This is a genomic window from Clostridium beijerinckii, from assembly GCF_018223745.1.
Lineage (GTDB): Bacteria > Bacillota > Clostridia > Clostridiales > Clostridiaceae > Clostridium > Clostridium beijerinckii.
This window is the reverse complement of the sequence record NZ_CP073653.1, coordinates 1,514,412-1,540,497: the sequence shown is the minus strand read 5'-3', so window position 1 is coordinate 1,540,497 and position 26,086 is coordinate 1,514,412. Positions and strand designations below refer to the sequence as shown.

The following is a 26,086-nucleotide window of genomic DNA, read 5'->3' as shown; positions in this document are numbered from 1 at the left end:
TTCACAAATTTCAATTATAATAAGGCAATATATTTTTTAGACACAGTGAATATAACTAATAAAATTCGTAATAAGGAGGACTTTTATTTGAATAAAGATACATTAATAAATCACATTAAAGCTTCTAATAGAAGTGTAAAATGTGATCTCGTAATTAAAAATGTTACCATAATTGATGTTTTTAATAAGAATAGATTCGTAGATACTATTGGTATTAAAGATGGATATATTGTTGGTATTGGTGACTATGATGGGTATGAAATTGTAGATGGAACTAACAAATATATTTGTCCTGGACTTATTGATTCCCATTGCCATATAGAATCCAGTTTGGTCACACCTACTGAATACAGCAAGCTGGCATTATTAAACGGAATCACATCTGTTATTGCAGATCCTCATGAAATCTCAAATGTTATGGGAACTGATGGTATAAATTTCATGCTTAATTCTTCACAAAACATCCCATTTGATATATATTTTATGCTTCCATCATGTGTTCCTGGTACCAGCTTCGAAAGCTCTGGTGCAACTTTGCTCTCTAAGGACTTAAAAGATTTTTATAAAAATGATAAAGTTTTAGGTTTAGCTGAAGTTATGGATTATCCTTCTGTCTCAGAATGTGATGATAAGATAATTGATAAGATATGCGATTCAATTACTAATAATAAAGTTATTGATGGTCATGGAGCTGGCTTCACATCTATGATGACAAACACCTATAGGACCGCCAATATTTTAACTGATCACGAATGTAATAATGCTGAAGAAGCTCTTGATAAGATCCGACGTGGTATGTATATTCTAATTAGAGAAGGTACCGTTGCTAAAAACTTAAAAGAATTATTACCTGCAGTCAATGAATCTAATAGTAATAGATTTTGCTTCTGCACTGATGATAAGCATATTGACGATATTGCTGCCAATGGATCAATTAATAGCTCAATTATTTATACTATAAACAACTCTAATTTAAATCCAGAAACAGCTATTCAAATGGCAACACTAAATCCATCTCTCTTATATAAACTAAATAACAAAGGAGCAATTGCCCCTGGATACATTGCAGATTTTATATTATTAGATGACCTAGAAAGATTTAATATATCTCAAGTTTATAAAGAAGGTAAATTAGTTGTAAACAATAATGAACTTATTAATTTCAATACAGATTTATCAAAAAACGCAAATAATAATGCTTTTTATAATTCTATAAATCTTCCACCGCTAAGTGAAGATAGTTTCAAAATTAATATACCAAATAAAGATGTAAATATATTAAATGCAATAGAAATAATTCCGAACAAATTAGAAAGCATTCACTTAAAGCTCAATATTTCAGATATTAATTCAATAAAGGACAATGATTATAAATTTTTCACTTCCTCAACTAAAGATGACTTATTAAAAATTGCAGTTATTGAAAGGCATAAGGCTTCTGGCAATTTAGGACTTGGAATCTTAAAAGGTTTAGGAATTTCAGAAGGTGCAATTGGAACCACCATTGCTCATGATTCCCATAATTTAATAATTGCTGGAACAAATGATAAAGATATGCTATTTGCTGCTAAGGAATTGGAGCGAATGGGCGGCGGTATAATTGTAGTTAAAGATAAAAATATTCTTGCTCATATTAAACTTGAAATTGGTGGGCTTATGACAAATAGAACATATGGTGAAATTGAGTTTGATTTAAAAAATCTCCATTCAGCTATCAAAATCATAGCACCACAAATTGATTTCAATCCATTTTTAACATTATCATTTTTATCATTACCAGTAATACCAGATTTAAAGATTACAGATAAAGGTTTATTTGATGTTATCAATTTTAAGTTTATTGACATTTTTGAATAGTTATAAAGGCAATCTTTAGATTAAGATTGCCTTTATATGCTTATACTAATCAATTTCATATTTCACCCCAGTAATAACTATTGAAATTTCTTTTATAAGATCAATTTTCATACTAATTCTACTTACCCTAGGACTTTCTATTACTCTTACAGTTGGTCTGAGCGGGAATCCTGGTATTGTTTCTTCAACCACAGCAACTTCTTCTGTGCTTAATTCCACAATAGTTCCTTTTGGATATGGAATTACTATTCTACAAAATATATTAACTATATTATAATCAAACATTGTTCCTGCATTCGACATTAAATATTCCAGTACATCACTTGGAAACATTGCTCTTTTATTCGGCAAGTCTGTTGATAAATTATCATATACATTGGCAATACTTACAATATTGCTTAGTTCAATAATATTATCCTTAGTTAATCCATCTGGATATCCATTTCCATCTGGTCTTTCATGATGTTGAAGTACTATTAATTTACTTAGACTATTAATATTATAAGTAGTTGATAAATACTTATATCCAAGTCTTGGATGTTGTTTTAATATTTCTTTTTCTTCTTCACTTAAACTTCCCTGTTTATCAAATATCTCTCTAGGTACTAATGATTTTCCAATGTCATGTATCAATGCTCCTATACATAGAGCTTCTAATTTCTTTTTTGATAGTTGAAGCGCAATTCCTATAGTAAGTGATATTACTGCAACATTTACAGAATGAGAATACATATAATTATTCATACTTCGTATATCTACTAATGCAAGCATTACATCCCTTCGATTTAAGATATCATCAATTAAATCTACTGCCATCTTTCCAATATTATAAAAATAACTCTGCTCTTGCCAAGTATAATCACTTTCTTTATTCCTTACTGAATTATTATTAAGTCTTCCTATGTTAGAAAAAGCTTCTTTTATCGTTATAATTGCTTTTTGTCTAAGTTCTGGCTTAATAATATCTTCAATTTCTTCATTACTATATTTATCAACTATATATATCGATAAAATATTTATTTCCTTTATTTTTGCAATTGTATTTTCTCTTAAAACTACTCCAGCTCTAAGTAGAATTCTACCATTAATGTCATACAGCGATTTTCCAAGTACTGTGTTTGGCTTTACGTTTTCAATTGGGACTAATCTCAAAGCTTATACTCCCCCTAAATAAATCATTATTATTTATACCATACCCCTAAATATAGACCATATGTAAATAGCCTTTCTTTATGTAACACCTATAATAATAACCAAACAATTAATTTAATTTTTTAATTATTAAGTAAATTAATCCTACCGTATAGGTACATAAATATATTATATTACCTTAAACATCAAATTTCATTAATTAAATATATTTATTTTATATTGTTTTGGTTCTTTTTATCCCTCACTTTCGCAGGAGCTATTATATTAATTATACTCACAAGCCGCACAATGTCCATATATTTCACCGTATTATAATTTTCTTGCGAAAATAAAACAACTTTCATTATACTCTGTGAGGGATTTGCCTTGATAGGTAGTTCCTAAAGAATAAAAAGAAATTGTTTTATATCGCCTATCAAAATGTGGTTTAGGCAATAGAAATAAAACAATTTCCTATAGATTCCTACTTAGATTCACTTAAAATAAATTTTTCTATTACTCTTACTATTCCATCTTCATCGTTTGAATCAGTAATAAAATTTGCAGCTTGTTTAATTTCTTCAGTAGCATTCCCCATTGCTACACCAAGACCAGCATACTTTACCATTGATAAATCATTACCAGCATCTCCACATGCAATTATTTCTTCTTGTTTTATCCCAAGATATTCACCAAGTTTTTTTAATCCAAGTCCCTTATCTACTTCCTTATGAGTAAATTCTAAAAAGTAAGGTGCACTTTTAAATACACTATATTTCTCATAAATTTCACTAGGTAATTCCTTTATGGCTGGATCTAATATTTCCTGGGGATCTATCATCATGACTTTTATAATATCTTCATTGTCATCAACTTCATTGAAGTCCTTAATAGTAATATCAATTCCATTCATTGTAGCTTCATACTCCGTATATTGACTAGTTTTAGGCGTTATTAATCCATCCTTTGCAGAAAAAGCATGTATATTTACATTAAGTTTTTTACTTATTTCATATATATTTTTTAAATCATTTCCCTTTAAGCATACCTTTGAGACAATTTTTCCTCTAGTATTTTGAACTAATCCGCCATTAAAACTAAGTACATAGTCCTCACCTTTTATTAAATCAAGCTCTTCTAAATACCTATTTAATCCATCTAATGGTCTTCCCGATGCTAATACTATCTTAACACCCTTTTTTTCTGCAGCTTTTATAGCTGCCTCAGTATTTTTTGAAACCTTCTTATCCGTTGTAAGTAAAGTTCCATCCATATCTAGTGCAAGTAATTTATACATTTTATTCCTCCATTTATATAATATAATTTACAGCATATTTATTGGTATTTTTTTTAGATATAATATGTTGCGATTAAATTGCTACATTATAAATATTTAAATTACCAAAGGCTATATATATGAATATGTTATTACAACAATATATTATATATTCACTGTTACTATTTCTTATAGTTTACAGGGATTCTATAGGAATTTCAATTATTATTAATAAATCTATTCCAAAATAATATAAAACCTCAAAATTTGTAACTAATAGTAGTTTTCTTTCATATCATGAATTGTATCTAAAACTTATGAGGTAATAGTTATGCTTGAGTCTTTATTATTAGTATCTTCGTTATGCATAGATTCTTTTGTTGCAAGTATTGCTTATGGTACTTCGAAAATTCGTATTCCACCCATATGCGCAGTAGTAATAAATTTAGTATGCACCATTACACTTGCTTGTTCTTTACTTATTGGCTCAATAGTTAAAAGCATACTCCCAAGTAACCTTCCCGCAATTTTAGGATTTGTACTTTTGATGTTACTTGGAATATATAGATTATTTGAATATATTTTTAAATCATATATTTCAAAATGCTCAAAATCCGATAGTCCCTTAACATTTAAGATCTTTGATTTTCAATTTGTCCTACAAGTTTATGCAGATGAAATAAAAGCTGACTTTGATAACTCAAAATGCCTAAATATTAAAGAATCATTTTATCTAGGTTTAGCATTATCATTAGATAGTCTTGCAGTAGGAATTGGGTCTAGCCTATGTAACATTAACTATACGGAAGTTTTAGTATTATGCTTTATCATAGGAGTTTCTCTAGTATCTCTTGGGGTAGTTATTGGACGAAAATTTGCTCAAAAAGTACACCTTGAATTATCTTGGTTATCAGGAGCTCTACTTATATTATTAGCAATACTTAGAGTATTAAAATGATAAATTTATACCCAGTTCATATAGTATATTATTACATGAATACTATAAAAACTGGGTATAAAAATTGCATCTATTATTTTCTTTATTCTTTAGAATACATATATGCTCTATTTATCTAAATTTATTTCTAATGCTTAAAATCGCAATTATTACCTCTTAACTACAACCAGCTCTGCTTAATAATTATTTTTAACTTAATACTATAGATTTACAAACCTATTAAACTGCTTATCTAATTCCTCTAGGTCTGATTGTAGAAACTTATGAAAGGTCTCCTTTTCTAACCTATATGAAAATATTGGAGAATTTAAAAACTTTAAATACTTTTCTGTTACCTCCATAATTTCTTCGTCTGGGATTTTATAAACTTCTCTAAGAAGATCAAAAAACGTACCACCTTCATACTGCTTTAACCTTCTTTCAGCTGCATACATAACACTCGTATACTTATCCCCACCAAATAAATCTACCTGTTCTTGTATTGATCCATATCCTTTTTTAAGCATATCAATATATTCATCTATAATAGCATCTTTGGAATTTCCTATATTTTTTCTAGCTATTATATTCTTTAAAACCTCATATGCCTTTTCTTCAGATATCCAAAACGCTTGCTCTAATATATCCGTCATCTTATAGAAAGTTTTACCTCTAACATTTGCTCTTGCGCGTTCTTCTATATATTCTAATAATCTCTCTTCAGTAGCCGTTAACATCTCTATCCCCTTCTTCCTAAAGTTCCATTATTTTTCTCAACTGATATATATCTATATTTTCTTCAAAAAGTTTAGATAATCTATCATATTCATTATCTTTATATTCATTTACTTTTTCTATAATTATATCTTCTGTAACAACAATATCGTTGTTCTCTTTAAGAGATTTAACAAATGAACTTATAAATTCTTCTGAATCAAACATACCATGAAGATAAGTTCCTGCAACAATTCTTTCTTTGTCGCATACACCTACAATATCACCGTCTAAATCCTTAATAAAAGGTATTGCTTTCTTACCAATCTTGCTTATTCCATTATGAATTTCATAGCCACTTATAGTGCTACCTTCTATAGACTTAATTGATTTTAGATCACATAAAATATTTCCCTTAGTCTGCTTTGTAACTTTCGTCTCATTAAATCGTGTCTTTATATCCAAAAATCCGAAACCATCCTCTTGAGATATATTACCCTCAACGCCTAATTTATCGAGTATCAACGTTCCAAGCATTTGATACCCTCCACAAATTCCTAAAATGGGTGTACCACTCTCTTTTAATTCTTTTATTTTATCAAATAATTTATTTTCTTTCATACTTCTTAAATCTTCAATTGTATTCTTTGTTCCAGGTATTATAATTAAATTTGGATTTTTTAATTCACTAGGTTTATCCACATATCGTATAGTCACATCTGGAATTCTATCTAAAATACTAAAATCAGTAAAGTTTGACATATGAGAAAGCCTGATAATAGCAATATCTAAAGTTCCAACTTCTTCTTTGTTCCTAATTCTTTCAGTTACACTATCTTCATCATCAATATCAAATTTTTCATATGGCATAACTCCAAGGACTGGAATATTTATAATATCCTCTAACTGTTTTATTGCAGGTTTAAATAGTTCTATATTACCTCTAAACTTATTAATTATTACCCCTTTTATTCTTTCACGCTCTGATTCGGGTAATAATTGAATTGTACCAACTATAGATGCAAAAACTCCACCTTTATCAATATCGGATACTAAAATTACAGGTGCATCAGCAATTTCTGCCATAGCCATATTAGATATATCGCTATCTTTCAAATTTATTTCGGCACAACTCCCAGATCCCTCCAGTACAATTACATCGTGCTTTTTGCTTAGCTTATCATAAGCTTTCTTAACTCTGACCTTTAAAGTTTCATTAAGTTCCTTGTATTTATAAGGCTCAATATTACAAAAAACTTTTCCATCTGCTATTACTTGTGTATATTCACCACTTGGTTTTAGCAAAACCGGATTCATCAATGCATCTGGCTCTAATTTGCAAGCCTCTGCTTGAACTACTTGAGCTCGTCCCATTTCTAATCCATCTTTTGTTACATAAGAATTTAATGAAATATTTAAGGCCTTAAAAGGAGCTACATTTAACCCTTGATTTTTTAAATATCTACATAGGGCTGTTACTAAAGTACTTTTACCAACAGAAGACGCTGTACCTAAAAACATTATACTTTTTTTATCCATTTCTTTACTCCCCTCAAATTCGAGTTCCAATACTTAACATTTATTTTTAATCTCTGATTTCCAACATTTGAATTCAAATTTTGAATTATTTTTCTAATTTATATCTTTAATCTAATAATCCGTTTACTGTTAAATATCCATAATTCTCTGTAATCTCTGTACCACTCTTATTAAATTTGATTGAACTCTTAAATATAGGACCATCAAAAACTAATGTATGATATTCTCCATTTTCTCCACAAGGATCACATCCTAAGTTTTTTATTTCATTAACAATATCCTTTGTTAATTCTTTTCCTAAGAACTCTATTCCTAGCGCCTTTAGATTTACCTTTTTAATTATAGCCTTAAAACCACAATCTATAAATTCATTAGTAAGCTTTTCCCTATTTTCTTGCCATAAAGGGAATACTCCTTTAATTTCTGCTGCCTTGCACCTATCTAAACACCAACCTCTATGTGCCTCTATATCTATATCTCCAAATACACAAATTTCAGCTCCTTTATCTTTTGAAACTTTTAATGCCATCTCAAATTCTTCTTCATAATTATTCTTATTGCTACAATCTATTTCAATAAGTGGAATTCCCAATTCTTTAGAAATATCCTGAAAAACACTCTTTGGTATTTTATGGAAATACGAATCCTTTTTGCTTTCAAACGTAACTAATAATCCTATTATTTTATAACCACTTTTAATCATCCTATACAAGGCTAAAGTACAATCTTTTCCCCCGCTGAATGAAACTACAACTTTTTCTTTATCCATACTACCCCTCTTATTTGTTTTTACTTTAATTCAAATTCAGCAGCACATTTTCCGCTAAACTTTACTATTCTATATTTCCCAGCAGTTAAATTCTCAAAATTTTCTAGAGAAATAACTTGACTACTTGTTTTTCCCGGCTCTAAATTATAAGCGATTTCTATAAACATTTGTTCTTCTTTAAAAGGGACTTTACTCCATTTATTATCTACAAATTTTTCAACTGCATATTCTACTCCATAATAAGCTGATTGTTTTCCATTGTTTGTGATATACACAGTAATTTCTTTAGTATTTAGACCATATTCAGTTTTTTCTGTTTTCATAGTAATATTATTTTTAGATTCATCATTAACTTCCGTCACATCATTAGTTGAGTTTTTTTCAACCCAAGATCCATCTACTCCTAAATAGTATCCATCCACAGTATCATTGGAAATCATTTCTCCATTTTGGCTTAAATAATACCAAGCTCCTTTATACTGAACCCAGCCTGTTTTCATAGCTCCAGATTCACTCATATAATACCACTTGTTATTAACATTAATCCATCCTACAGCCATATTCCCATCGTCTTTAAGGTAATAAAAATTCCCCTTATCATTTACCCATCCAGTCTTTACACTGCCATTTTCATAATAACTCCAGCCATTATTGTTATTGATCCAGCCATTGTTAATTTCTGCATTAACTTTATTAGAGATTCCTACACTCATCCCTACAAACACGCTCATTATTGAAGCAATAAATTTTCTATTCATATCCTGCTCCTCTCATTATCAAAGCTTAATATTTCATCTGATTCCAACAATAAAATTATCCTATACATAACTTAAATTATTGTTCAGTTCTGTGCATTTTAAATATATTTTTCATTATTTTTATCATTCTGTAATTCTCTTCATGACTTCGTACAGCAACTCTATAATATCTATTATCTAATCCAACATAATTGCTACAACTTCTAATTAATATATTATTCTTTAATAGTTCTTTTTTCAAATCTATTTTTATCAGAGTCTTTAATAAAATAAAATTCACACTTGGTTCAAAGACTTTAATTCCATCTATTTCTCTTACTTCATTATAAAGGTATTTTTTTTCATGGTCTATAAATTCTATAGATTTCTTTATATAATTCTTTTCATTAAGTGCTGCTTTTGTTGCTATTTCTGCCAAGATATTTATATTCCAAGCTGGAGATATAGATTCTATCTTCTCTTTTAATGTTAAATCACTGCAAATAGCATAACCAATTCTTATACCTGGAAGTGCAAAAAATTTGGTCAAAGATTTTATTATAATTAAATTTTTATATTCATCTATATATGGAATCATAGAAAAGCTTTCTTTTCTAAAATCCAAAAACGATTCATCTATTATTACCCTAACATTATTTCTCTCTGCTTTGTTCAAAATTCTTTTTAATAAATCTATTTCAGTTATAACACCTGTTGGATTATTTGGATTACATATAAATATTAAATCTAAGTTTTCATTTATATCATGTAGAATATCTTCTCTTATATTAAAATCATTTTCCTCTTTCAAATTATAATAAATAATATTACTATTTATTGCCTTTGCCGCTTCTTCATACTCTGAAAAAGTTGGAGCTAAAATTAATGAATTCTTTGGATTAACTCCTCTTACTGCATTAAATAAAACTTCCGCTGCTCCATTACCTAAAATCAAATTTTCTTTGCTAACATTTTCAAACTTCTCTATTGAATCCTTGAGCTCAAAATAAGTTATATCAGGATATTTCTCAATTTCATCTATACCTTCAATAATCGCATCTTTTACACTACTTGACATTCCCAATGGATTAATATTAGCTGAAAAATCAATTATGTCTTTGTAATTTATTTTGTTTTCTCTACTTATTTCTTTAGCATTTCCACCATGTCCAAAGCTTGCCATGACTTCCCTCCCTATGTATAGTGCATATATGTTTCAATTTAATTTCTCCGCTTCAATCTTAATTTATTTTTAGATTGCAATAAACTTAAATATAAATTCACTATTTCAATATACATTAATTTTAATTTAATATTAACTCTCACATCTCTATATTATAATATTCGTTAACCACTCAAATTTCTGACATTTAAAACATTGTTATCATTAGCTTTCTAAATATTAAAGTGAACACAAATCCTATAAAAAATGATAAATAAAGAACCTTAGCAGTCTTCTTAACATCATTGATATCAATTTCTTTAATTTTATCTCCTATTGTAGGCTTACTTACAAGTTTTCCAAAATAATAATTGGCCCCTCCAAGCTGTACCCCTAATGCACCAGCTATAGCTGCTTCTGGATGTGCACTATTAGGGCTTGTATGATTATATCTATCTCTTCTATATATCTTAAAGCTATTTTTATAATCATATCCTAGAAATGCAGAAGCTAATATTATCAACATGCCCGTTATCCTGGCTGGAATAAAATTAAAAACATCATCCAATTTAGCCGGGAAATATCCAAACTCTATGTATTCCTCGTTCTTATATCCAAACATCGAATCTAATGTATTCACTGCTTTATATGCAAATGCAAGAGGCGCTCCAAAAATCATAGCATAAAATAACGGAGCTATGACCCCATCAGCCATATTTTCTGCTATAGTTTCAACAACTGCTTTTATTATTCCTTCTTTACTCAAACTTGCAGTGTCTCTCCCAACTATAAATGATAACTGCTTTCTTGCACCATCTAAATCATTTATTAATAAAAACTTAACTACTTTATATCCTTCAACAACTAATGCTTTCGATGATATACAAAAATATATCAAAATCCCCTCTAAAATAATTCCAAAGTAAATATTGAATTCTCTCGATAAGTTAACAATTGCGAATGCAATTGCAAATATTATTGACACAGTAAGAATCCATACAATGAGACCTGCTGCTTTTAAATGCTTTCTAAGGATTCTTCTAAACATTGCTTCAAGTTTTTTAGCCACATATCCAATTCCTCTAACTGGATGAAACGGATTATTAGGATCCCCAATTAATAAATCCAAAACAAATCCTATACTAAGTTCAATCATATAGTTCTCCTCGTTATTTTCTTTCGCATCTCAAAAATAATTCTAATCATATTTTCTTACTGTATTTGAGATACATTTTCTATTTCAAATTGTTCATCTTTTCTTATTTTTATTGTAAGTTCGTACCCTTCTCCATTGCTAGGCTGCCACTCATAGAATTTTTTCTTACTATCATAAAACATTTCTAATAGTATACCTATACTTCCTCCATGAATCACTCCAAAAGCAGTATCTATATTTTCTTTAATGATATAATTTATAAGCTCCACAAATCCATCATTAACTCTTTTTCTAAATTCTGCTCTGCTCTCTCCGCTTGGACATTTTACATTTCCTTCTTTGTCTTCTATCCAAGTTATATACTCTTTTGACAATTTTAGTTCTTCATATGATCTTAATTCAAAATCACCAAAATCATACTCAAAAAACTTATTTAAAATTTTATACTTATTCTGCGGACAAATAATTTCTAATGTTTGATTTGCTCTCTTTGCCCCACTTGTAAAGTAAAAATCGCATTTTGTATACTTAACCCTTCTAGAAATTTCCCTTAATTGCTCTTTCCCGCTTTCACTTAATTCAACATCACTTTTACCGCAATATAATTGTCTTTCATTGCAATAAGTTTTTCCATGCCTGACCAAATATAACTTAATTTCTTTCATACCTTAATCGTTATAGATTTTCAATTAACTCTATAACTACTTTACCTCTTTCTTTAAATTGTATTATTTTTCAATTCCTCTTCAATTCCAAAAAATATTCTATATACATGGGAAGAATGCTTTGCTAGAAACTGAAGTAAGCGCCCAGTTTCTTCTCTCCATATTCTATCAAATTTTTCGATTGGAACAATTCCAGAATTTATTTCATCACATATTATTATTTTATTTTCTAACAAATCTATTTTATCTTTTAAGACTTCTATTGGGTTAAGCTTATTAGAAATACACGCTTTAACGAAAATATGTAATCCACATATAATTTCCTTGTTATATTCTATATTTTCATCTCTACAAAAAAATATCTGTTCATTACTTACTTTATATTTTTCTTTTACATAATCTAATTTTCCATTATAGGCTCCACCAAAGATTAATTTCATAAATGCCATCCTTCCTCTTACGGAATTATTCCTAGTATTAATATTCCAACCACTTCACCTATAACCAAAGCAAATCCAGCAACATCTCCAGATATTCCACCAAATTCTTTTCTGCATTTTTCTACTGACAATTTAATTCCTAAACTCATTAATAAAACTAATATTATTCCATAAATGTTTAACAAAATTACTGATATTATTAATGTTATTATCAATGTTATTATCATAATAAGCTTATCATAAACATTGGTCCCTTTTTTAAAATAAGTCCCTAAAGTACTTTCTTTTATGGTTGCTCTGCTTAAAAGATAATACGCTACAACACTTCTGCTTATTATTGGAATCAAAATTAATGTATAAAGAGAATTATTCTTTTCTAAAATAGAATATACCCCTCCAAATTGTAAAAAGAACAAAGTCACTAGGGATATTACTGCAAACGCTCCTGTAGCTGAATCTTTAAGTATTCTGAGTTTTTCTTCCTTACTTCTCCTTGAAAGAATTGCATCGCAAACATCCATAAAACCATCTAAATGCAGCATTCCTGTTATTATAAATGGTACTATGGTAATTATTGAACTCTTTAAAATTATTGAGATATTTAATATACCCACTAAATAATATATTATACTCCACAATATTCCAATTATTAATCCAATCAGTGGGTAAAATTTCATCATATTTTTTACTCCATCATCATCCCATTCAACATATGGAGTTGGAAGTATCGTAAACATGCTTAATGCCATAATAAATCCTTTGTATAATTTCTTCATAAAGTTACTTTCTCCTCATGTTTAATATACTTTATTAATCCGAAGCTACATTCTATAACATTCTCACAATAATTTGCTAACCCTCTATTTATAATAGCTAGTTCCTTCTTAAAATTTTCAGTTATTTCATCATATTGTATAGCATCATTAAATATGTAATCACTCACAGTAATAACATTCTTTGCATTATTCATAATTTGTTTTAAATTACTTAGTATCTTATGCGAAGGATTTTTTATAATATCATTTGCATTAAACATCTCATTGGTCAAAAGCGAAGTTATGCTATCTATAAGTACAGTATCCTTGCAATTGATTATATTAATCACACTATCCAAATCTCTAGGAACTTCCAGTGTCTTAAAATTTAATCCTTCTCTACTTTTTTTATGTTTCTCTATTCTCTCTTCATCTTCTCTATCATATGGATTCATAGTGGCAATATATATAACTTCATTTCTATTTAAGGTTAGAGCTATTCTTTCTCCAACTTCTGATTTACCACTCTTAGAACCTCCAATTATTAAATAATTCATATACTCTAATTTAAGCCCAAAATACTATTAAAAATAAATTACTTCTCTATACCTATCCTTGAGCCTATTCCTTTCTCATATGGATGTTTTACAGCTTTAATTTCTGAAACATAATCTGCAAGTTCAACTAACTTTTCATTAGGATTCCTACCAGTTAGAACAACTTCTAATCCCTTTGGTTTGTTTTCTAAAAAATTTATTACTTCACTTAAAGGGATTAAATCTAAATTAGTAGATGCAATCACTTCATCTAATATCAATAAATCAAAATTTTCTTCTACAGCCTTTTTAGTAACCTTAGAAAATCTTTCCTCATGCTCTCTTTTAGTATCTATTTGCTCTTTTTCACTCATAAATTTAAAAAATTTCTTTACTGGAGCCCCTTTAAAAACTTCAAAGTCATTTCCTAGCTTATCAATAGAATTCAATTCACCCGTCTCATTATCCTTTAAAAATTGTGTTAACAAAACTTTCTTTTGACGTCCAACAGCCCTCATTCCAAGACCCATAGCCGCTGTTGTCTTTCCCTTTCCATCTCCACAATAAATATGAATAAGTCCTAATTCCATAAACAATCTCCTTTCTTATTCATAAAAACAAGTAATTTTATATTCAAAAATGCTGCTTAATCATTACTTTATAAGCATTTGTCAAAACAAATATATTATTATCAAATTATTAAAACATAATATCATAAGTTTTAACCGCTTTACATACTCATGTTTTCATAGAGTATACAGTTATTATAACATATTCTTTAAATTCCATATTAACCCCACTATGATGATCTTTTACTTCCTCGCACGACTAGAAATATACCACTTATAAAAAGCAGCTATACACTTATGAAAAGAGCATCTATACTGCAATACGGAACTTTTCTACATAAAAAAACATTCCTTAGTAGTTTTTTACTTATTATTTACTTTCATGTGCCTTATTAAATTATAAATAGTTAATTTAATACTCTGCAATCATTTAAATATTTATCATTTATTCATAGCCTTAAGTTCATCTAAATAACTGTCGTTAATTTCTGCTTCTTCAAAAGTTGCCATGTTATTCATAACCGCACATGCAGATTTCATTATTGAAAATGCTAATGGGCATCCACTTCCTTCTCCAAGTCCCATATCTAAGTCTAATATTGGACTTAAGCTTAGCTCTTTCATTGCAACTTTGAATCCTAATTCTTTTGAGTCATGTGAAGTAAACATATAATCTCTAGCTTTTGAATTTAATTTAAATGCTATAAGTGCAGCAACTGCTGATATAAAGCCATCAATAACAACTGGAACTTTATAATAAGCAGAGCCTAAAAAAACTCCTGCCATAGCTGCTAAGTCAAAACCTCCAACTTTCGAAACTACGTCTATTGGATCATCTTTTGATGGATTGTTTACCTTTATTGCTTTCTTAATAACTTCCTTCTTTTTCTCAAATGATTCGTCTGTGATTCCAGCACCTCTTCCTACAACTGTTTCCACTCTTACATCTGTTAATACTGACAACACGGCACTGCTAGTAGAAGTATTGCCAATCCCCATCTCTCCAACGCCAAGCATTTCATAGCCCAGTTCTTTAGCATTTTTAACAGATTCTATTCCAATTAAAATTGCTTTTTCTGCTTCTTCACGTGTCATTGCAGGGCCCTTTGCAATATTATTAGTTCCTTTTCTTATCTTTTTATTAATTACGCCAGGATAGCTAAAATCACAGTTAATGCCTACATCTATCACCATAAGCTCAGTATCATTTTCTTTTGCAAGAACTGCTACACCTGTTAATCCTTTTGTGAAGTTAATTGTTTGTGCTAAAGTTACCGATTGAGGCGCAGAAGCAACTCCTTCTTCAACCACCCCATTATCCGAGGACATTATTATAACCATTTTTTTTGTTATGTTATTTTTCACTTTTCCTGTAATGCCCGCAAGCTTTATAGCAATTTCTTCTAACTTTCCTAAACTCTTCAGCGGCTTTGCAAGTGATACCATTCTTCTATCTGCTTCAGCGATTACATAAGTATCTGCTTCTCTTATACTATTAATAATATCTCTTAATTCTTTAGAATTAATGTTCATTTTATTTCCCCCAATTATATACTCTATTATTTTTTGTTTTAATATAACATAAATTCATAAAAAATGTGTATAATTTATTTTTTATCTTTAAAATAATTCATTTCACATTCGAAATCTAAAAGCTGAAGATTTTGTTCTTGAATAACTCCTATCAGAAGTTTCGAATAAATTTCTTCTCCCTTGTCATTTTCTACTGTACTATATCCAGCCTTTTCTATAGCATTAGCCTGGTCTAGATAATCAGTCGCCTGGAAAACTCCACTTTGTTTATATCTTTTATTGTTGCTGAGAAATTCTCCATAATCTTTTATGGAATCTTCTTTACTACTATATACCCGAAAGTAATCCTCAATTTTTTGTTTATAATATTCTGAAGTACTCATTTTAATTTTTTTCCCTGTCCATCCCGAATCTGCTTTTATTCCAAATAAATTATTGGCTTTGGTACTTAAATCTGATTTTCCCCAGCCACTTTCTAATATTGCCTGAGAAATAGTTATAGAAGGAAGAACACCATACTTATCATATATCTCAATTGCCTCTGGATATAAATCATTAATAAATCCTTGCTTAGATTCATCTTTTAAATTATTCTTTTGAGATCCAATATATTTTAAATCATCTAAATACTTATATACTTTTTCTTTTTGTTCTTTATCAAAAGATAGCTTATCTAACACTGTATCCAAGTCAACGAGCTTATATTGACTATTTTTAATTTTAATGCTTGTACTACTATTTTTATCTATGAACATATTAGCTAATTGATTTATGCTACTATCTGTTGCTTTAGAAAAATCATTTTTATATCTAACACCATCAATAGCCGCCATGAACTTCCAATTTACTTGAAGTTTACCTTTGCTCGCATCATCTGCATTCTGTATATACATTTTTGTGTTTAAATCCTTCAAGTTTATACTATTATATTTTGCCATATAGCCGCTATAAACTCCAAAAATGGCAAAGGCTATAATACCAAATGCTATAATATTTAGTATAACTCTTTTAAATCCTCTTTTTCTTTTTCTCGTGTTCATAATAATTCTCCCTTTCATCCCACATAAAAAATATATGATTATAAATGAACAATCATAGCCAAAAAAACTTCTCTTAATAAGCTATAAAATGTTATGCTAAAATAATAAAATTACATTCAGAATTTCAGTAACCCAATGTTTAATGATAACTTATATTATCTATAAGTTATATATTTAAATTATATAATGTAAATATAAATTTCAGATAACTATTTTTATTAAACTTCTATTACTTTTTAAATAATATTTCGACAATCACTTATTCTTTTAAATATATTTTTAAGTGTAATTACTAAAAAAATTATTAATGAACTAACAGCTAGCTTCTTTAACATAAACATCATATATATGCTGCAATTCATAATGTAGAGTTCACAATTACTGTTAAAATTCTTTCAATATTTTCAGAATTATGATAAAGAATTATTTTTGCAATATATATTCGAAAAAAAATAAAGAGCCTCTTTTGCGATATCATCATTATCCCAAGAGTACTCTTCAATTTAATTATCATGTATATTAGTTTGCTGGCTCCCATTTGCAGCGAACTGGTGATATAATAGCGCTTTCTTTCTTTAATTCCTTGAATGCATTATCAATTTCTTTACGATCTAAACCAGATAACTTTTCAACCTCACCTGCGCTAACTGGCTTTCCAGCCTCTCTCATAACTTCTAAAACTTTTTCTTTAACGCTCATTACTTTAACTCCCTTCAGTATGAATTATTTATTTTCTTTGATTATATTCCAAAAAGATAATTTAATCAATAATCATTTTCCAATAAAATCTATTATTGATTTTAGATATTCTTTCTTGTGTACACAAAATTCATGAGCTCTTATATTAAATTTTAACTTTTCATCAATTGAAAAAGCCATAATATAGTCATAGCGACCTAATACCAGCTTCTTAAATTCACTAACTGATAACTTTACCATCTTTTCCACTTCAGATCCAATATTAAATTTAGGATCTTTTACATTATATAAATATACTTCACATATTTCATTATTTAAGAAGTTATTTAGGCTAAGTTTTTCTCTTATACTTCCAACAAATCTTAAGTTTCTAAAATTAATTTCTATCCCTATTTCTTCCTTAACTTCACGTTTTAATGCATTTTCTATTTTCTCTCCAATATCAACATGTCCTGCTGCTGATATATCATATAATCCTGGAAAATCTTTTTTCTTATATGATCTCTGTTGAAGATATATCCATTTTTCATTGCTAGACTCATCTACTATCCAACAATGAACAACCTTATGTAGAAGTCCATTTGCATGTATTTCCGAACGAGAAGCTACACCAATTTCATTTAATTCTTCATCATAAAATGACAGTTTCTCTTCACTTTCCGTAAGTATCTCCCCCTTTTATCTATTTTCTTTCAATGAAAACACTTTTATAGCTATATTAACATCTCATAACCAATTTTTCTATCCAACAATTCTCTTCATACAAATGTTATTACTATCATTTATATATGGTCCATAGTTTTCATTTAACTTATAGCCCATACTCTCGTATAAACTAACAGCTGCCTTTTGTCTACTTCCTGTCTGTAAAATAATATTTTTAACATTACTTTCAATTGCCAATTTTTCAATTTCTTTTACTATAATCTTAGCTACCCCTCTGCCTCTATCTTCTAATGATACATATACCCTCTTCACTTCTGCTAAATCATAATCAAGAAATTTTAAGCACCCACAGCCTATTGGTTTTTTGTCATCATATATTATAATTGTCTTTAAATCTCTAACTGTATTGTGTGATGAATAGTTATTTTGCATCTCCCCATATATTTCGAATAACTCCTCATCAAGTTGCTTCTCTAAAAACTTAAAGCCTACATCTTCCGAAGTGGTTCTTTTGACTATATAATTCATTTTTACCCCCAATTTATTTTTTATCTTTCATCAGAAACTCTACTAATTTTTCTTCATGATTAAATACTAATTCATAATTAAATTTTGGTTTTTCTATTACTATTAACTTAATTTTGGCTTCCCGAACAGCCTTAAGCTTTTCTAGAACTCCACCTTCTTTACCACTGTCTTTAGTCAAAATTGCCTTAATATTATATTGGCAAATAAATGCTTTCTCCAATTCATAAGATATTGGACCTTGAAGCGCTATAATATCTTTAATATTAATTCCCTTCTCGACTATCTTTTCCAATACTTTAGGTGATGGTAAAATTCTATGTATCACTCTATGGTTAAACTCTAAATTTACAAACTTAGAAACATTATTTCCGCCTGTAGTATTTAAAATATTTCCGTCTATATTTTTTATAATTTTAATAGCCTCATCATAATCTTTAACTCTTACTATATCTTCTCCAGTAATACTCTCAAGAGCACCTAATCTTTCATATCTTATATATTTAATCTTAAGATAATTTGCGCACTCTAATGCAGTCTTGGTAACTTCTTGTGCATAAGGATGAGAGGCATCAACTAGCATATCAATTTGATTGACCTCTATCCATTTTAGCATTTCTTCTGCATTCAAAGGCTTTGTGTTTAGCTGCTTTATATTAAATTCCTTGAGTAACTCTCCTCCATACGCTGTAGCAGTTGTAACCGCAATGTCACTAGTATATTTATTTATTAACGATAAAATTTTTCTTCCTTCTGAAGTTCCTAAAATAAATCCAATCATACTTTCTCCATTCCAGATTGCCAAGACACATTAAAAAAATAACGAGCCAACCATGCTAATTTATTTCAAATTTATGTAGTGCATCATTAACTCATTATTTTCTTTCATATACCTAAATACAAACTATCTCTATCTTTTATTTTCATAGCCTCTAGGTGTTATAAATTTTTCATCTTTATAATAACTTTTTGAATTTCCTACTATTACAATAGACATCATATCTACTATATCTTCATCAAAATCTTTGATAGTAAATAATTTATAACTTTGCCCTTCTCTAAGTGCATGTCTTACTACTGCCACTGGAGTGCTATCCTGTCTAAACTCCCTTATTATATCAATACACTCTCTTAAATAGTCAGGTCTTCCTTTACTTTTAGGATTATATAAAGATATTACGAAATCTCCTTCTGCTGCAAGTTTTACTCTCTTCTTTATATCTTCATAAGGTGTCATTAGATCACTTAAGCTAATATTGCAATTATCATGCATAAGAGGCGCCCCAACTACAGATCCTGCTGCACTACTTGCAGTAATACCTGGAATTATCTCCACGTCCTCATCTTTTTTAAGTTCAAGTATCAATCCAGCCATTCCATAAATACCTGCATCTCCAGTACTTATTAATGCAACATTTTTATCTTTACATAAATTTAAAGCTTCCTTGCATCTAGCTTCTTCACCTTTCATTCCTGTCGAATATAACTCTTTATCTTTAACTAAGTCTTTTATCATGTCAATATATTTGTTATATCCTACAACAACATCACTATCTTCAATGGCCTTTAATGCTCTCAAGCTCATATTCTCAATGCTTCCAGGCCCTATTCCTATTACTCTTAATTTTCCCATACTTCAATCAACCTCTTTCGCTTCATTTTTATCCTTGGAATAAAATCTAATTCTTATTATCTAATTCTATATTATAGCATTTCACTCTAATATAGGTAAGATAGCATTTGCAATCTTAAAATGCAACTTACCTATTGTATATTTTTCTCATCGAAACAATTTTGATCATATGATATTCCATTACTTGAAATAAAATATTATATTTTGAAATATTGCTTTTTCTCTACTCAAATTTCTATATTTATGGGGTATATTGGCTACGAATTTAATAGAATTACCTTTTTGTAGTGAATACTTTTGATCATCAATATCTATCTCTACTTCACCTTGAGTTACTATAATATACTCTTCAACACCATCACTATGTGGAGTAGATACATGATTGCACCCTGGTTCTAATTCTATAGTGAATATTTCAACCCCCCTATTGGCATCGAAAGGGAATATAGGATATAACTTCATTCTGGCATCGTCTTCTATAATCGGATCAATATTATTTTGATCCACTATCTCTAATTCATCCTGCTCTTCATCAATAAAAAAGGAAAATGATACCTTTAATCCAGTTGAAATTTTCCATAAAGTCGATACTGTCGGATTTGATTGTCCTCTCTCTATTTGACCTAACATAGCTTTACTAACTCCAGTCAATTTTGCTGCTTCATCCAAACTTAATTCTCTCTTATTTCTGATTTCCTTTAATTTGCTTCCAATAATCGAATTTAAATTTCTCATATTCTGCTCCTTTGCTCGAAAACATTGTATGTCATAACATATATACAAATAATATATTGCACAAAATATTGTTCCCGTATATAATATAACATATCTTACTAATTAGATTCACAACTTAATTTCAAATATTTTAGATAAGGAGTCTTTCAAATGGCAAAAGCATTTCTATTAGGAGTCGCAGCATCATTTTTCTTTGCATTCACATTTATATTAAATCAACAAATGAATATTTCTGGCGGAAGCTTTTTATGGAGTTCATCACTTCGATATATCTTTATGTTGCCACTCTTGCTTATTATTATGATTATAAATAGACAATTAAATCCTGTATTAAATGATATAATTAATAAACCTATTCAATGGATTACTTGGAGCACAATAGGCTTTGGATTATTTTACGCTCCTTTAAGCTTTGCATCTGCATATGGTGCATCATGGCTAGTTGCTGGAACTTGGCAATTAACTATAATTGCTGGTGCTCTTATGTCTCCATTATTTTTTAAAAATATTAAAACACCTGCTGGAATATGCAAAGTAAGAAATACACTTCCGAAAAAATCTCTGTTAATGTCCTCTTTAATATTACTAGGTATATTTTTAATGCAGTTTGAACAATCAAAAAATGTCTCTTTCTCAGAAATAATCTCTGTAGTTATTCCCGTTATTCTAGCTGCATTTGCTTACCCACTTGGTAATCGCAAGATGATGGAAATCTGCGATGATAATTTTAATACCTTTCAGAGAGTATTTGGAATGACTTTATGTAGCATGCCTTTTTGGATATTAATATCAATATTCGGTGTATTATCTGTAGGTATGCCAAGTAACGGACAAATACTTCAATCCTTAGTCGTTGCTATTTTTTCAGGAATCATTGCCACAATACTGTTTTTTAAGGCAACCGACATAGTAAGTAATGATACACATAAGTTAGCCGTTGTAGAATCAACACAATCCGGGGAAGTAATATTTACTCTTATAGGTGGAGTTTTTATATTTCATGATAAATATCCAACATTTGTTGGACTAGCAGGCATAATATTAATAGTAATAGGCATGATTTTAAATAGTATTGTGGAATCATAAAATCATTGGTTTAACAAAAAGATAGGCTTTGATAAGCTTATACTTATCAACCATTGATTTCATTACTTTTTACGACTAGAAATTTTTATATTTCCGTTCTTGTAAAAAACAAGAAGAGATGTTGCTTCTTCTACTTGTCAATAAGTATTTTTCACAACATCTCTTAATATTTCTTATTCTTCTGCTGGCTTGAAAGTTCCTTCAATAAATTTATTAGGATTAAATATATGCTCTATTCTTGGTAGTGAAATCCCCAATGTTTCTCTTAGAACATCTTCTACTGTTTCTACTGCTATAATAGTTAATTGTTCCTTAACTTCTTGTGGAACCTCATTTAAATCAACTACATTATCCTTTGGAATTAGTACTTTTGTAATTCCGGCTCTTTGAGCTCCTAATAATTTTTCTTTAAGTCCTCCTATTGGAAGAACAGCTCCTCTTAGAGTTATTTCTCCTGTCATTGCAAGTTTCGAATCTACTTTTATACCTGTAACAAGTGATGCAAGTGCAGTAAATAATGCAATTCCTGCTGATGGTCCATCTTTAGGAACAGATCCTGATGGAACATGAATATGAATATCTCTTTCTCTAAAGTTTATAGCATTAATCGGCAATCTTGATTTTAATAAACTTAAAGAGATTTGCGCAGATTCTTTCATAACATCCCCTAGCTGTCCAGTTAAGACAATTTGTCCACTTCCTAGCATTCCTGTCGCTTCAATGAAAAGTATTTCTCCACCTACAGATGTCCACGCTAGTCCAGTTACAACCCCTGGAACATTATCATCTTGAGCCTTATCATGGCTTGAAACCTTTCTTCCTAATAAGTCCTCTAAATCATCTTCTTTAACTTTAAAAGGTAATTCCACCTTATTAGATACAATCTTTTCTGATGCAATTCTTGCAATAGTTGCTATTTGCTTTTTAAGTCCTCTTACTCCAGCCTCTAGAGTATATTCACTTATAATTCTTTCTAATGCTGCATCTTCTATAACAAGCTGAGTATCATTTAATCCGTGTTCTTCAAGAACTGCTGATATCAAGTGATTCTTTCCTATATGGAATTTCTCATTCATAGTATAACTAGAAATTTGAATTACTTCCATCCTATCTAATAAAGGCCTTGGTATAGTATCTAGAGAGTTAGCTGTAGCAATAAAGAATACATTAGATAAATCATAAGGTACATCTAAATAGTGATCAGTAAAAGTATCATTTTGTTCTGGGTCTAGTACTTCTAATAATGCACTTGCTGGGTCTCCATTATAGCTAGCCATCAACTTATCTACTTCATCTAAAACCATAACTGGATTTATTTCTCCTGCTTTCTTTATACTTTGAATAATTCTTCCTGGCATTGCACCTACATAAGTTCTTCTATGCCCTCTTATTTCAGCCTCATCACGAACTCCACCTAAGCTTAATCTTACATATTTTCTGTTTAAAGCTTCTGCAATACTCTTTCCTAAACTTGTCTTTCCTACTCCTGGAGGACCTACTAATAGTAGAATAGAACCCTTTTTATCATTTTTAAGCTGCATAACTGCTAAATGTTGTATTATTCTATCTTTAACTTTTTCTAATCCATAATGCTGTTCATCTAATATTCTTCTTGCCTCTTCTAAATCAATGTCCTTAAATTCTTGTTTTTTCCAAGGAAGCTGAATTAATAATTCTAAGTAGTTTTTAATCACATTGTATTCAGCACTATTTGGACTTTGGCTTTCTAATTTTCCTAATTCTTCTAAAGCAACTTCTTTTATCTCATCCGGCATCTGAGCCTCTTCAATTCTATTTAAGTAGTTCTTGTCCTTTTTAGAAGGTGAGCTTTTTCCTTCATTTAATTCTTCTTGGATAGCTTTTAACTGCTCTCTTAATACTGTTTCCCTATAATTCTTATTAGCTTTTTCTGTGAATTTTTCTGCTAATTCAAATTGTAATTTTAAAGATTCTTTTTGTTTTAATAAATAATCTATAAATTTAAGACCTCTATCCTTTAATGATTGAGTTTCCAACAAATCATATTTTTCCTCACTTGAAATTTGCATGAAATGAGATAAATATCCCATAAGCTTATTCAAATCTTTTTGACCTTCTACAGCCAACATAAACCTTTCTGATCCTTTAAAATTCTCACTAATTTCACGAGTAACTTTTTTAATATACTCTACCATTTCATCCTTACTTTTTTCTGTAAGATCAATAATATCGGGTGCAAATTCGAATTCAGCTTTAACAAAATCTTCTTCAATACTAAATGTTTTAATTTCAACTCTATCTAATATTTTAATTTCAGCTTTATATCCCTTTTCTGTTTTTTCAATTGCATTTACTTGAAATGTAACACCAACTCTATGAAAATCTTCTTCCTTTAACTTACTTTGACCAAAGTTTTGTTTTAAAGGTAATGCAATATTAACTATATCTTCATCTGATAAACTTTCAATCTGAGTTTCACTAAATTTATTAAATTTTAGTGTATGGTACATTCCAGGTAATAACACTATATCTGATACAGGAATTACTTTTCCTATATTATTTTTATTATCTAAATTTATCATCATAATCATCCTTCCTATTAGAACATTCTTAAACGAGCATTCATTTAAAGATTAGTTAAGCAATAGCGAGATACTTCTGCAATTATATTTCACAAAATCTCTCGCACTAAAAAACAGTCCGTTTAATTATATAAGTAATGCCTCTTGCACTATTCTAATGAGTTCCTTTAGCAACTCAATTTTTTCATTTTCATCAATACATGAATTAATAGCAATTGATTTTACTGGATAAAAAAGTATTGCTTTTAAATTATCATTTTGAAGATTTTTAAAAACTTTTCTTTCTTTCATTTCATCAAGAAAATTATTTAGGTTATCTATTCCCCTCTTAGTCAAGCATTGATTTGATAAAGCTGGACAATTAGCAAATTGATCTACGAAATGAAAGACTTCTCCATGCTCCCTAATATAAATAAAATACTCTTTAACAATAATTTCAATAACTTGCTGACCATTCATCTTATTGTTAAGTTTACTGAGTATGTAATCAAAAATATCTTCAGAATATTCAAGATATATGTCTTGTAACATGACTTCTTTATTTTCATAATAAATATATACTGTAGCAGGTGATACCCCTGCCTCTTTTGCTATCTTCGAAATAGACGTACCGTGAAAGCCTTCTTTAAGAATTAATTTAATAACTGCTTCCTTTATGTTCTTTTGCTTTTCATCGTCTTTCCTTCTCATTTAAACACCTCTATTATTATATTTCTATAATAAATGAACATTCTTTTATTGTCAATATATATTCCACCAATTTTATCTTATTAAATGTTAATTTTCTTTTAAAATCTACATAAAGAAACTAAAAACATAATTTACTTGTTTTTAATCTAGTAAAAAATACATCACTCCTAATTATCAAAAGCATTAAAAATCGCTATTCAACTTTAAAATAGCGATTTTTAATACTTTCCAAACTTTTATGTTTAAAACAAGATGTAACTTAAATCAAACAATTCCTTACATATTCAATACATGTCTACATTCACTAGCACATTGACTACATACATCAGCACAAGTTTGACAATGTTCATCATTGAATCTTCCGCATTCTTTTGCACAGCTTTCACATACGGTAGCACATACAGTAGCTATTTCTCTTATATGACCGCTTCCTCTTGAAATAAAACAAGCTGTTGTAGAGCAAATTTCAGCACAATCTTGAAGTGATTTAATACAATACATCCGATCTCTAGCATCACTATGTTGTAAACATAAATTTAAGCATTCCTCACATATTTGCACACATTTGCTGCAAGCATCAATGCAATATTGCATTGGGTTTCCTTCGGATATTAATGAATTTGAATGTCTAGTCATAGTTGCTTCCATTTTTGTTTCCTCCTTTATTATTTTATT

The 26,086-nt window shown here is 29.2% G+C and carries 27 protein-coding genes and 1 pseudogene; 3 read left to right on the top strand and 25 right to left on the bottom strand.

The window, feature by feature from the left end; translation table 11 throughout:
* Positions 1-87 precede the first annotated feature (87 nt).
* A complete protein-coding gene (gene ade, locus KEC93_RS07060) occupies positions 88-1,857 on the top strand; it encodes an adenine deaminase (RefSeq protein ID WP_077869230.1) in 1,770 nt (589 codons plus the stop codon).
* 45 nt (positions 1,858-1,902) lie between these two features.
* On the opposite strand, the gene KEC93_RS07055 is transcribed toward ade, so the two are convergent.
* Both KEC93_RS07055 and yidA read right to left on the bottom strand, forming a co-directional pair.
* On the bottom strand, positions 1,903-3,009 hold the full coding sequence (locus tag KEC93_RS07055; RefSeq protein ID WP_017211561.1) for an HD-GYP domain-containing protein: 1,107 nt from the start codon (positions 3,007-3,009) through the stop codon (positions 1,903-1,905).
* Between the two features lie 463 nt (positions 3,010-3,472).
* Positions 3,473-4,285 (bottom strand): sugar-phosphatase, encoded by an 813-nt coding sequence (gene yidA / locus KEC93_RS07050; protein ID WP_077853987.1) that lies wholly within the window; start codon positions 4,283-4,285, stop codon positions 3,473-3,475.
* A gap of 310 nt (positions 4,286-4,595) precedes the next feature.
* Between yidA and ytaF the strand changes: the two genes are divergently transcribed.
* Positions 4,596-5,222 carry a sporulation membrane protein YtaF gene (gene ytaF / locus KEC93_RS07045; RefSeq protein WP_011968608.1) on the top strand — a complete coding sequence of 209 codons (627 nt, stop codon included), beginning with the start codon at positions 4,596-4,598 and terminating at the stop codon, positions 5,220-5,222.
* Positions 5,223-5,422: 200 nt separating this feature from the next.
* Here the strand turns inward: ytaF and KEC93_RS07040 are convergent, their stop codons facing one another.
* From KEC93_RS07040 to KEC93_RS06950, 20 genes and pseudogenes are all read right to left on the bottom strand, one after another.
* Positions 5,423-5,938 carry a hypothetical protein gene (locus tag KEC93_RS07040; RefSeq protein WP_077830304.1) on the bottom strand — a complete coding sequence of 172 codons (516 nt, stop codon included), beginning with the start codon at positions 5,936-5,938 and terminating at the stop codon, positions 5,423-5,425.
* A gap of 16 nt (positions 5,939-5,954) precedes the next feature.
* Positions 5,955-7,454, bottom strand: coding sequence for a cobyric acid synthase (locus tag KEC93_RS07035; protein ID WP_077869229.1), 1,500 nt, complete (start codon positions 7,452-7,454; stop codon positions 5,955-5,957).
* A 106-nt stretch (positions 7,455-7,560) separates the two neighbouring features.
* Entirely contained in the window at positions 7,561-8,223 is a 663-nt protein-coding gene (locus tag KEC93_RS07030) for a Dph6-related ATP pyrophosphatase (RefSeq protein WP_077869228.1), read from the bottom strand.
* 20 nt (positions 8,224-8,243) lie between these two features.
* The gene (locus tag KEC93_RS07025; RefSeq protein WP_077869227.1) at positions 8,244-8,981 is read right to left on the bottom strand and encodes an immunoglobulin-like domain-containing protein; all 738 of its coding nucleotides are present in this window, start codon (positions 8,979-8,981) and stop codon (positions 8,244-8,246) included.
* 76 nt (positions 8,982-9,057) lie between these two features.
* Positions 9,058-10,143, bottom strand: a complete 1,086-nt coding sequence (cobD, locus tag KEC93_RS07020) for a threonine-phosphate decarboxylase CobD (protein WP_077869226.1) — start codon at positions 10,141-10,143, stop codon at positions 9,058-9,060.
* Between the two features lie 187 nt (positions 10,144-10,330).
* The gene (gene cbiB, locus KEC93_RS07015) at positions 10,331-11,278 is read right to left on the bottom strand and encodes an adenosylcobinamide-phosphate synthase CbiB (RefSeq protein ID WP_077830308.1); all 948 of its coding nucleotides are present in this window, start codon (positions 11,276-11,278) and stop codon (positions 10,331-10,333) included.
* A gap of 56 nt (positions 11,279-11,334) precedes the next feature.
* Positions 11,335-11,943, bottom strand: coding sequence for a histidine phosphatase family protein (locus tag KEC93_RS07010; RefSeq protein ID WP_077869225.1), 609 nt, complete (start codon positions 11,941-11,943; stop codon positions 11,335-11,337).
* 53 nt (positions 11,944-11,996) lie between these two features.
* Positions 11,997-12,383 carry a bifunctional adenosylcobinamide kinase/adenosylcobinamide-phosphate guanylyltransferase gene (locus tag KEC93_RS07005; RefSeq protein ID WP_077869241.1) on the bottom strand — a complete coding sequence of 129 codons (387 nt, stop codon included), beginning with the start codon at positions 12,381-12,383 and terminating at the stop codon, positions 11,997-11,999.
* Between the two features lie 17 nt (positions 12,384-12,400).
* Positions 12,401-13,159 (bottom strand): adenosylcobinamide-GDP ribazoletransferase, encoded by a 759-nt coding sequence (locus tag KEC93_RS07000; protein ID WP_077869224.1) that lies wholly within the window; start codon positions 13,157-13,159, stop codon positions 12,401-12,403.
* On the bottom strand, positions 13,156-13,695 hold the full coding sequence (locus KEC93_RS06995; RefSeq protein ID WP_077869223.1) for a bifunctional adenosylcobinamide kinase/adenosylcobinamide-phosphate guanylyltransferase: 540 nt from the start codon (positions 13,693-13,695) through the stop codon (positions 13,156-13,158). Before KEC93_RS06995 ends, KEC93_RS07000 begins: the two co-directional genes overlap by 4 nt.
* 38 nt (positions 13,696-13,733) lie before the next feature.
* On the bottom strand, positions 13,734-14,264 hold the full coding sequence (locus KEC93_RS06990; RefSeq protein ID WP_077869222.1) for a cob(I)yrinic acid a,c-diamide adenosyltransferase: 531 nt from the start codon (positions 14,262-14,264) through the stop codon (positions 13,734-13,736).
* A 420-nt stretch (positions 14,265-14,684) separates the two neighbouring features.
* A complete protein-coding gene (gene cobT, locus KEC93_RS06985) occupies positions 14,685-15,776 on the bottom strand; it encodes a nicotinate-nucleotide--dimethylbenzimidazole phosphoribosyltransferase (RefSeq protein ID WP_077869221.1) in 1,092 nt (363 codons plus the stop codon).
* A gap of 74 nt (positions 15,777-15,850) precedes the next feature.
* Positions 15,851-16,816: a glycoside hydrolase family 73 protein gene (locus KEC93_RS06980; protein ID WP_077869220.1), complete on the bottom strand. Its 966-nt coding sequence runs from the start codon at positions 16,814-16,816 to the stop codon at positions 15,851-15,853.
* Positions 16,817-17,335: 519 nt separating this feature from the next.
* Entirely contained in the window at positions 17,336-17,515 is a 180-nt protein-coding gene (locus KEC93_RS06975; protein ID WP_011968594.1) for a hypothetical protein, read from the bottom strand.
* Between the two features lie 72 nt (positions 17,516-17,587).
* Positions 17,588-17,764 carry a hypothetical protein gene (locus KEC93_RS26445; RefSeq protein ID WP_242958782.1) on the bottom strand — a complete coding sequence of 59 codons (177 nt, stop codon included), beginning with the start codon at positions 17,762-17,764 and terminating at the stop codon, positions 17,588-17,590.
* 24 nt (positions 17,765-17,788) lie between these two features.
* Positions 17,789-18,034, bottom strand: a pseudogene (locus KEC93_RS26870) (NUDIX hydrolase); the annotation flags it as partial.
* Positions 18,035-18,256: 222 nt separating this feature from the next.
* Positions 18,257-18,709 carry a GNAT family N-acetyltransferase gene (locus KEC93_RS06965; RefSeq protein WP_077868676.1) on the bottom strand — a complete coding sequence of 151 codons (453 nt, stop codon included), beginning with the start codon at positions 18,707-18,709 and terminating at the stop codon, positions 18,257-18,259.
* A 13-nt stretch (positions 18,710-18,722) separates the two neighbouring features.
* The gene (locus tag KEC93_RS06960) at positions 18,723-19,487 is read right to left on the bottom strand and encodes a cobalt-precorrin-6A reductase (protein ID WP_039772190.1); all 765 of its coding nucleotides are present in this window, start codon (positions 19,485-19,487) and stop codon (positions 18,723-18,725) included.
* 129 nt (positions 19,488-19,616) lie between these two features.
* Positions 19,617-20,339 carry a precorrin-3B C(17)-methyltransferase gene (gene cobJ, locus KEC93_RS06955; RefSeq protein WP_011968592.1) on the bottom strand — a complete coding sequence of 241 codons (723 nt, stop codon included), beginning with the start codon at positions 20,337-20,339 and terminating at the stop codon, positions 19,617-19,619.
* Positions 20,340-20,519: 180 nt separating this feature from the next.
* Entirely contained in the window at positions 20,520-21,074 is a 555-nt protein-coding gene (locus KEC93_RS06950) for a helix-turn-helix domain-containing protein (RefSeq protein ID WP_077830320.1), read from the bottom strand.
* A 150-nt stretch (positions 21,075-21,224) separates the two neighbouring features.
* On the opposite strand from KEC93_RS06950, the gene KEC93_RS06945 reads away from it, so the two are divergent.
* The gene (locus KEC93_RS06945) at positions 21,225-22,160 is read left to right on the top strand and encodes a DMT family transporter (RefSeq protein ID WP_077830321.1); all 936 of its coding nucleotides are present in this window, start codon (positions 21,225-21,227) and stop codon (positions 22,158-22,160) included.
* 173 nt (positions 22,161-22,333) lie between these two features.
* On the opposite strand, the gene lon is transcribed toward KEC93_RS06945, so the two are convergent.
* The 3 genes from lon to KEC93_RS06930 all read right to left on the bottom strand — a co-directional run bounded on the left by lon (position 22,334) and on the right by KEC93_RS06930 (position 26,059).
* A complete protein-coding gene (gene lon, locus KEC93_RS06940) occupies positions 22,334-24,721 on the bottom strand; it encodes an endopeptidase La (RefSeq protein WP_077830335.1) in 2,388 nt (795 codons plus the stop codon).
* Between the two features lie 126 nt (positions 24,722-24,847).
* Positions 24,848-25,411, bottom strand: coding sequence for a TetR/AcrR family transcriptional regulator (locus KEC93_RS06935; RefSeq protein WP_077868677.1), 564 nt, complete (start codon positions 25,409-25,411; stop codon positions 24,848-24,850).
* Positions 25,412-25,687: 276 nt separating this feature from the next.
* Positions 25,688-26,059, bottom strand: a complete 372-nt coding sequence (locus tag KEC93_RS06930) for a four-helix bundle copper-binding protein (protein WP_077868678.1) — start codon at positions 26,057-26,059, stop codon at positions 25,688-25,690.
* Positions 26,060-26,086: the final 27 nt, after the last annotated feature.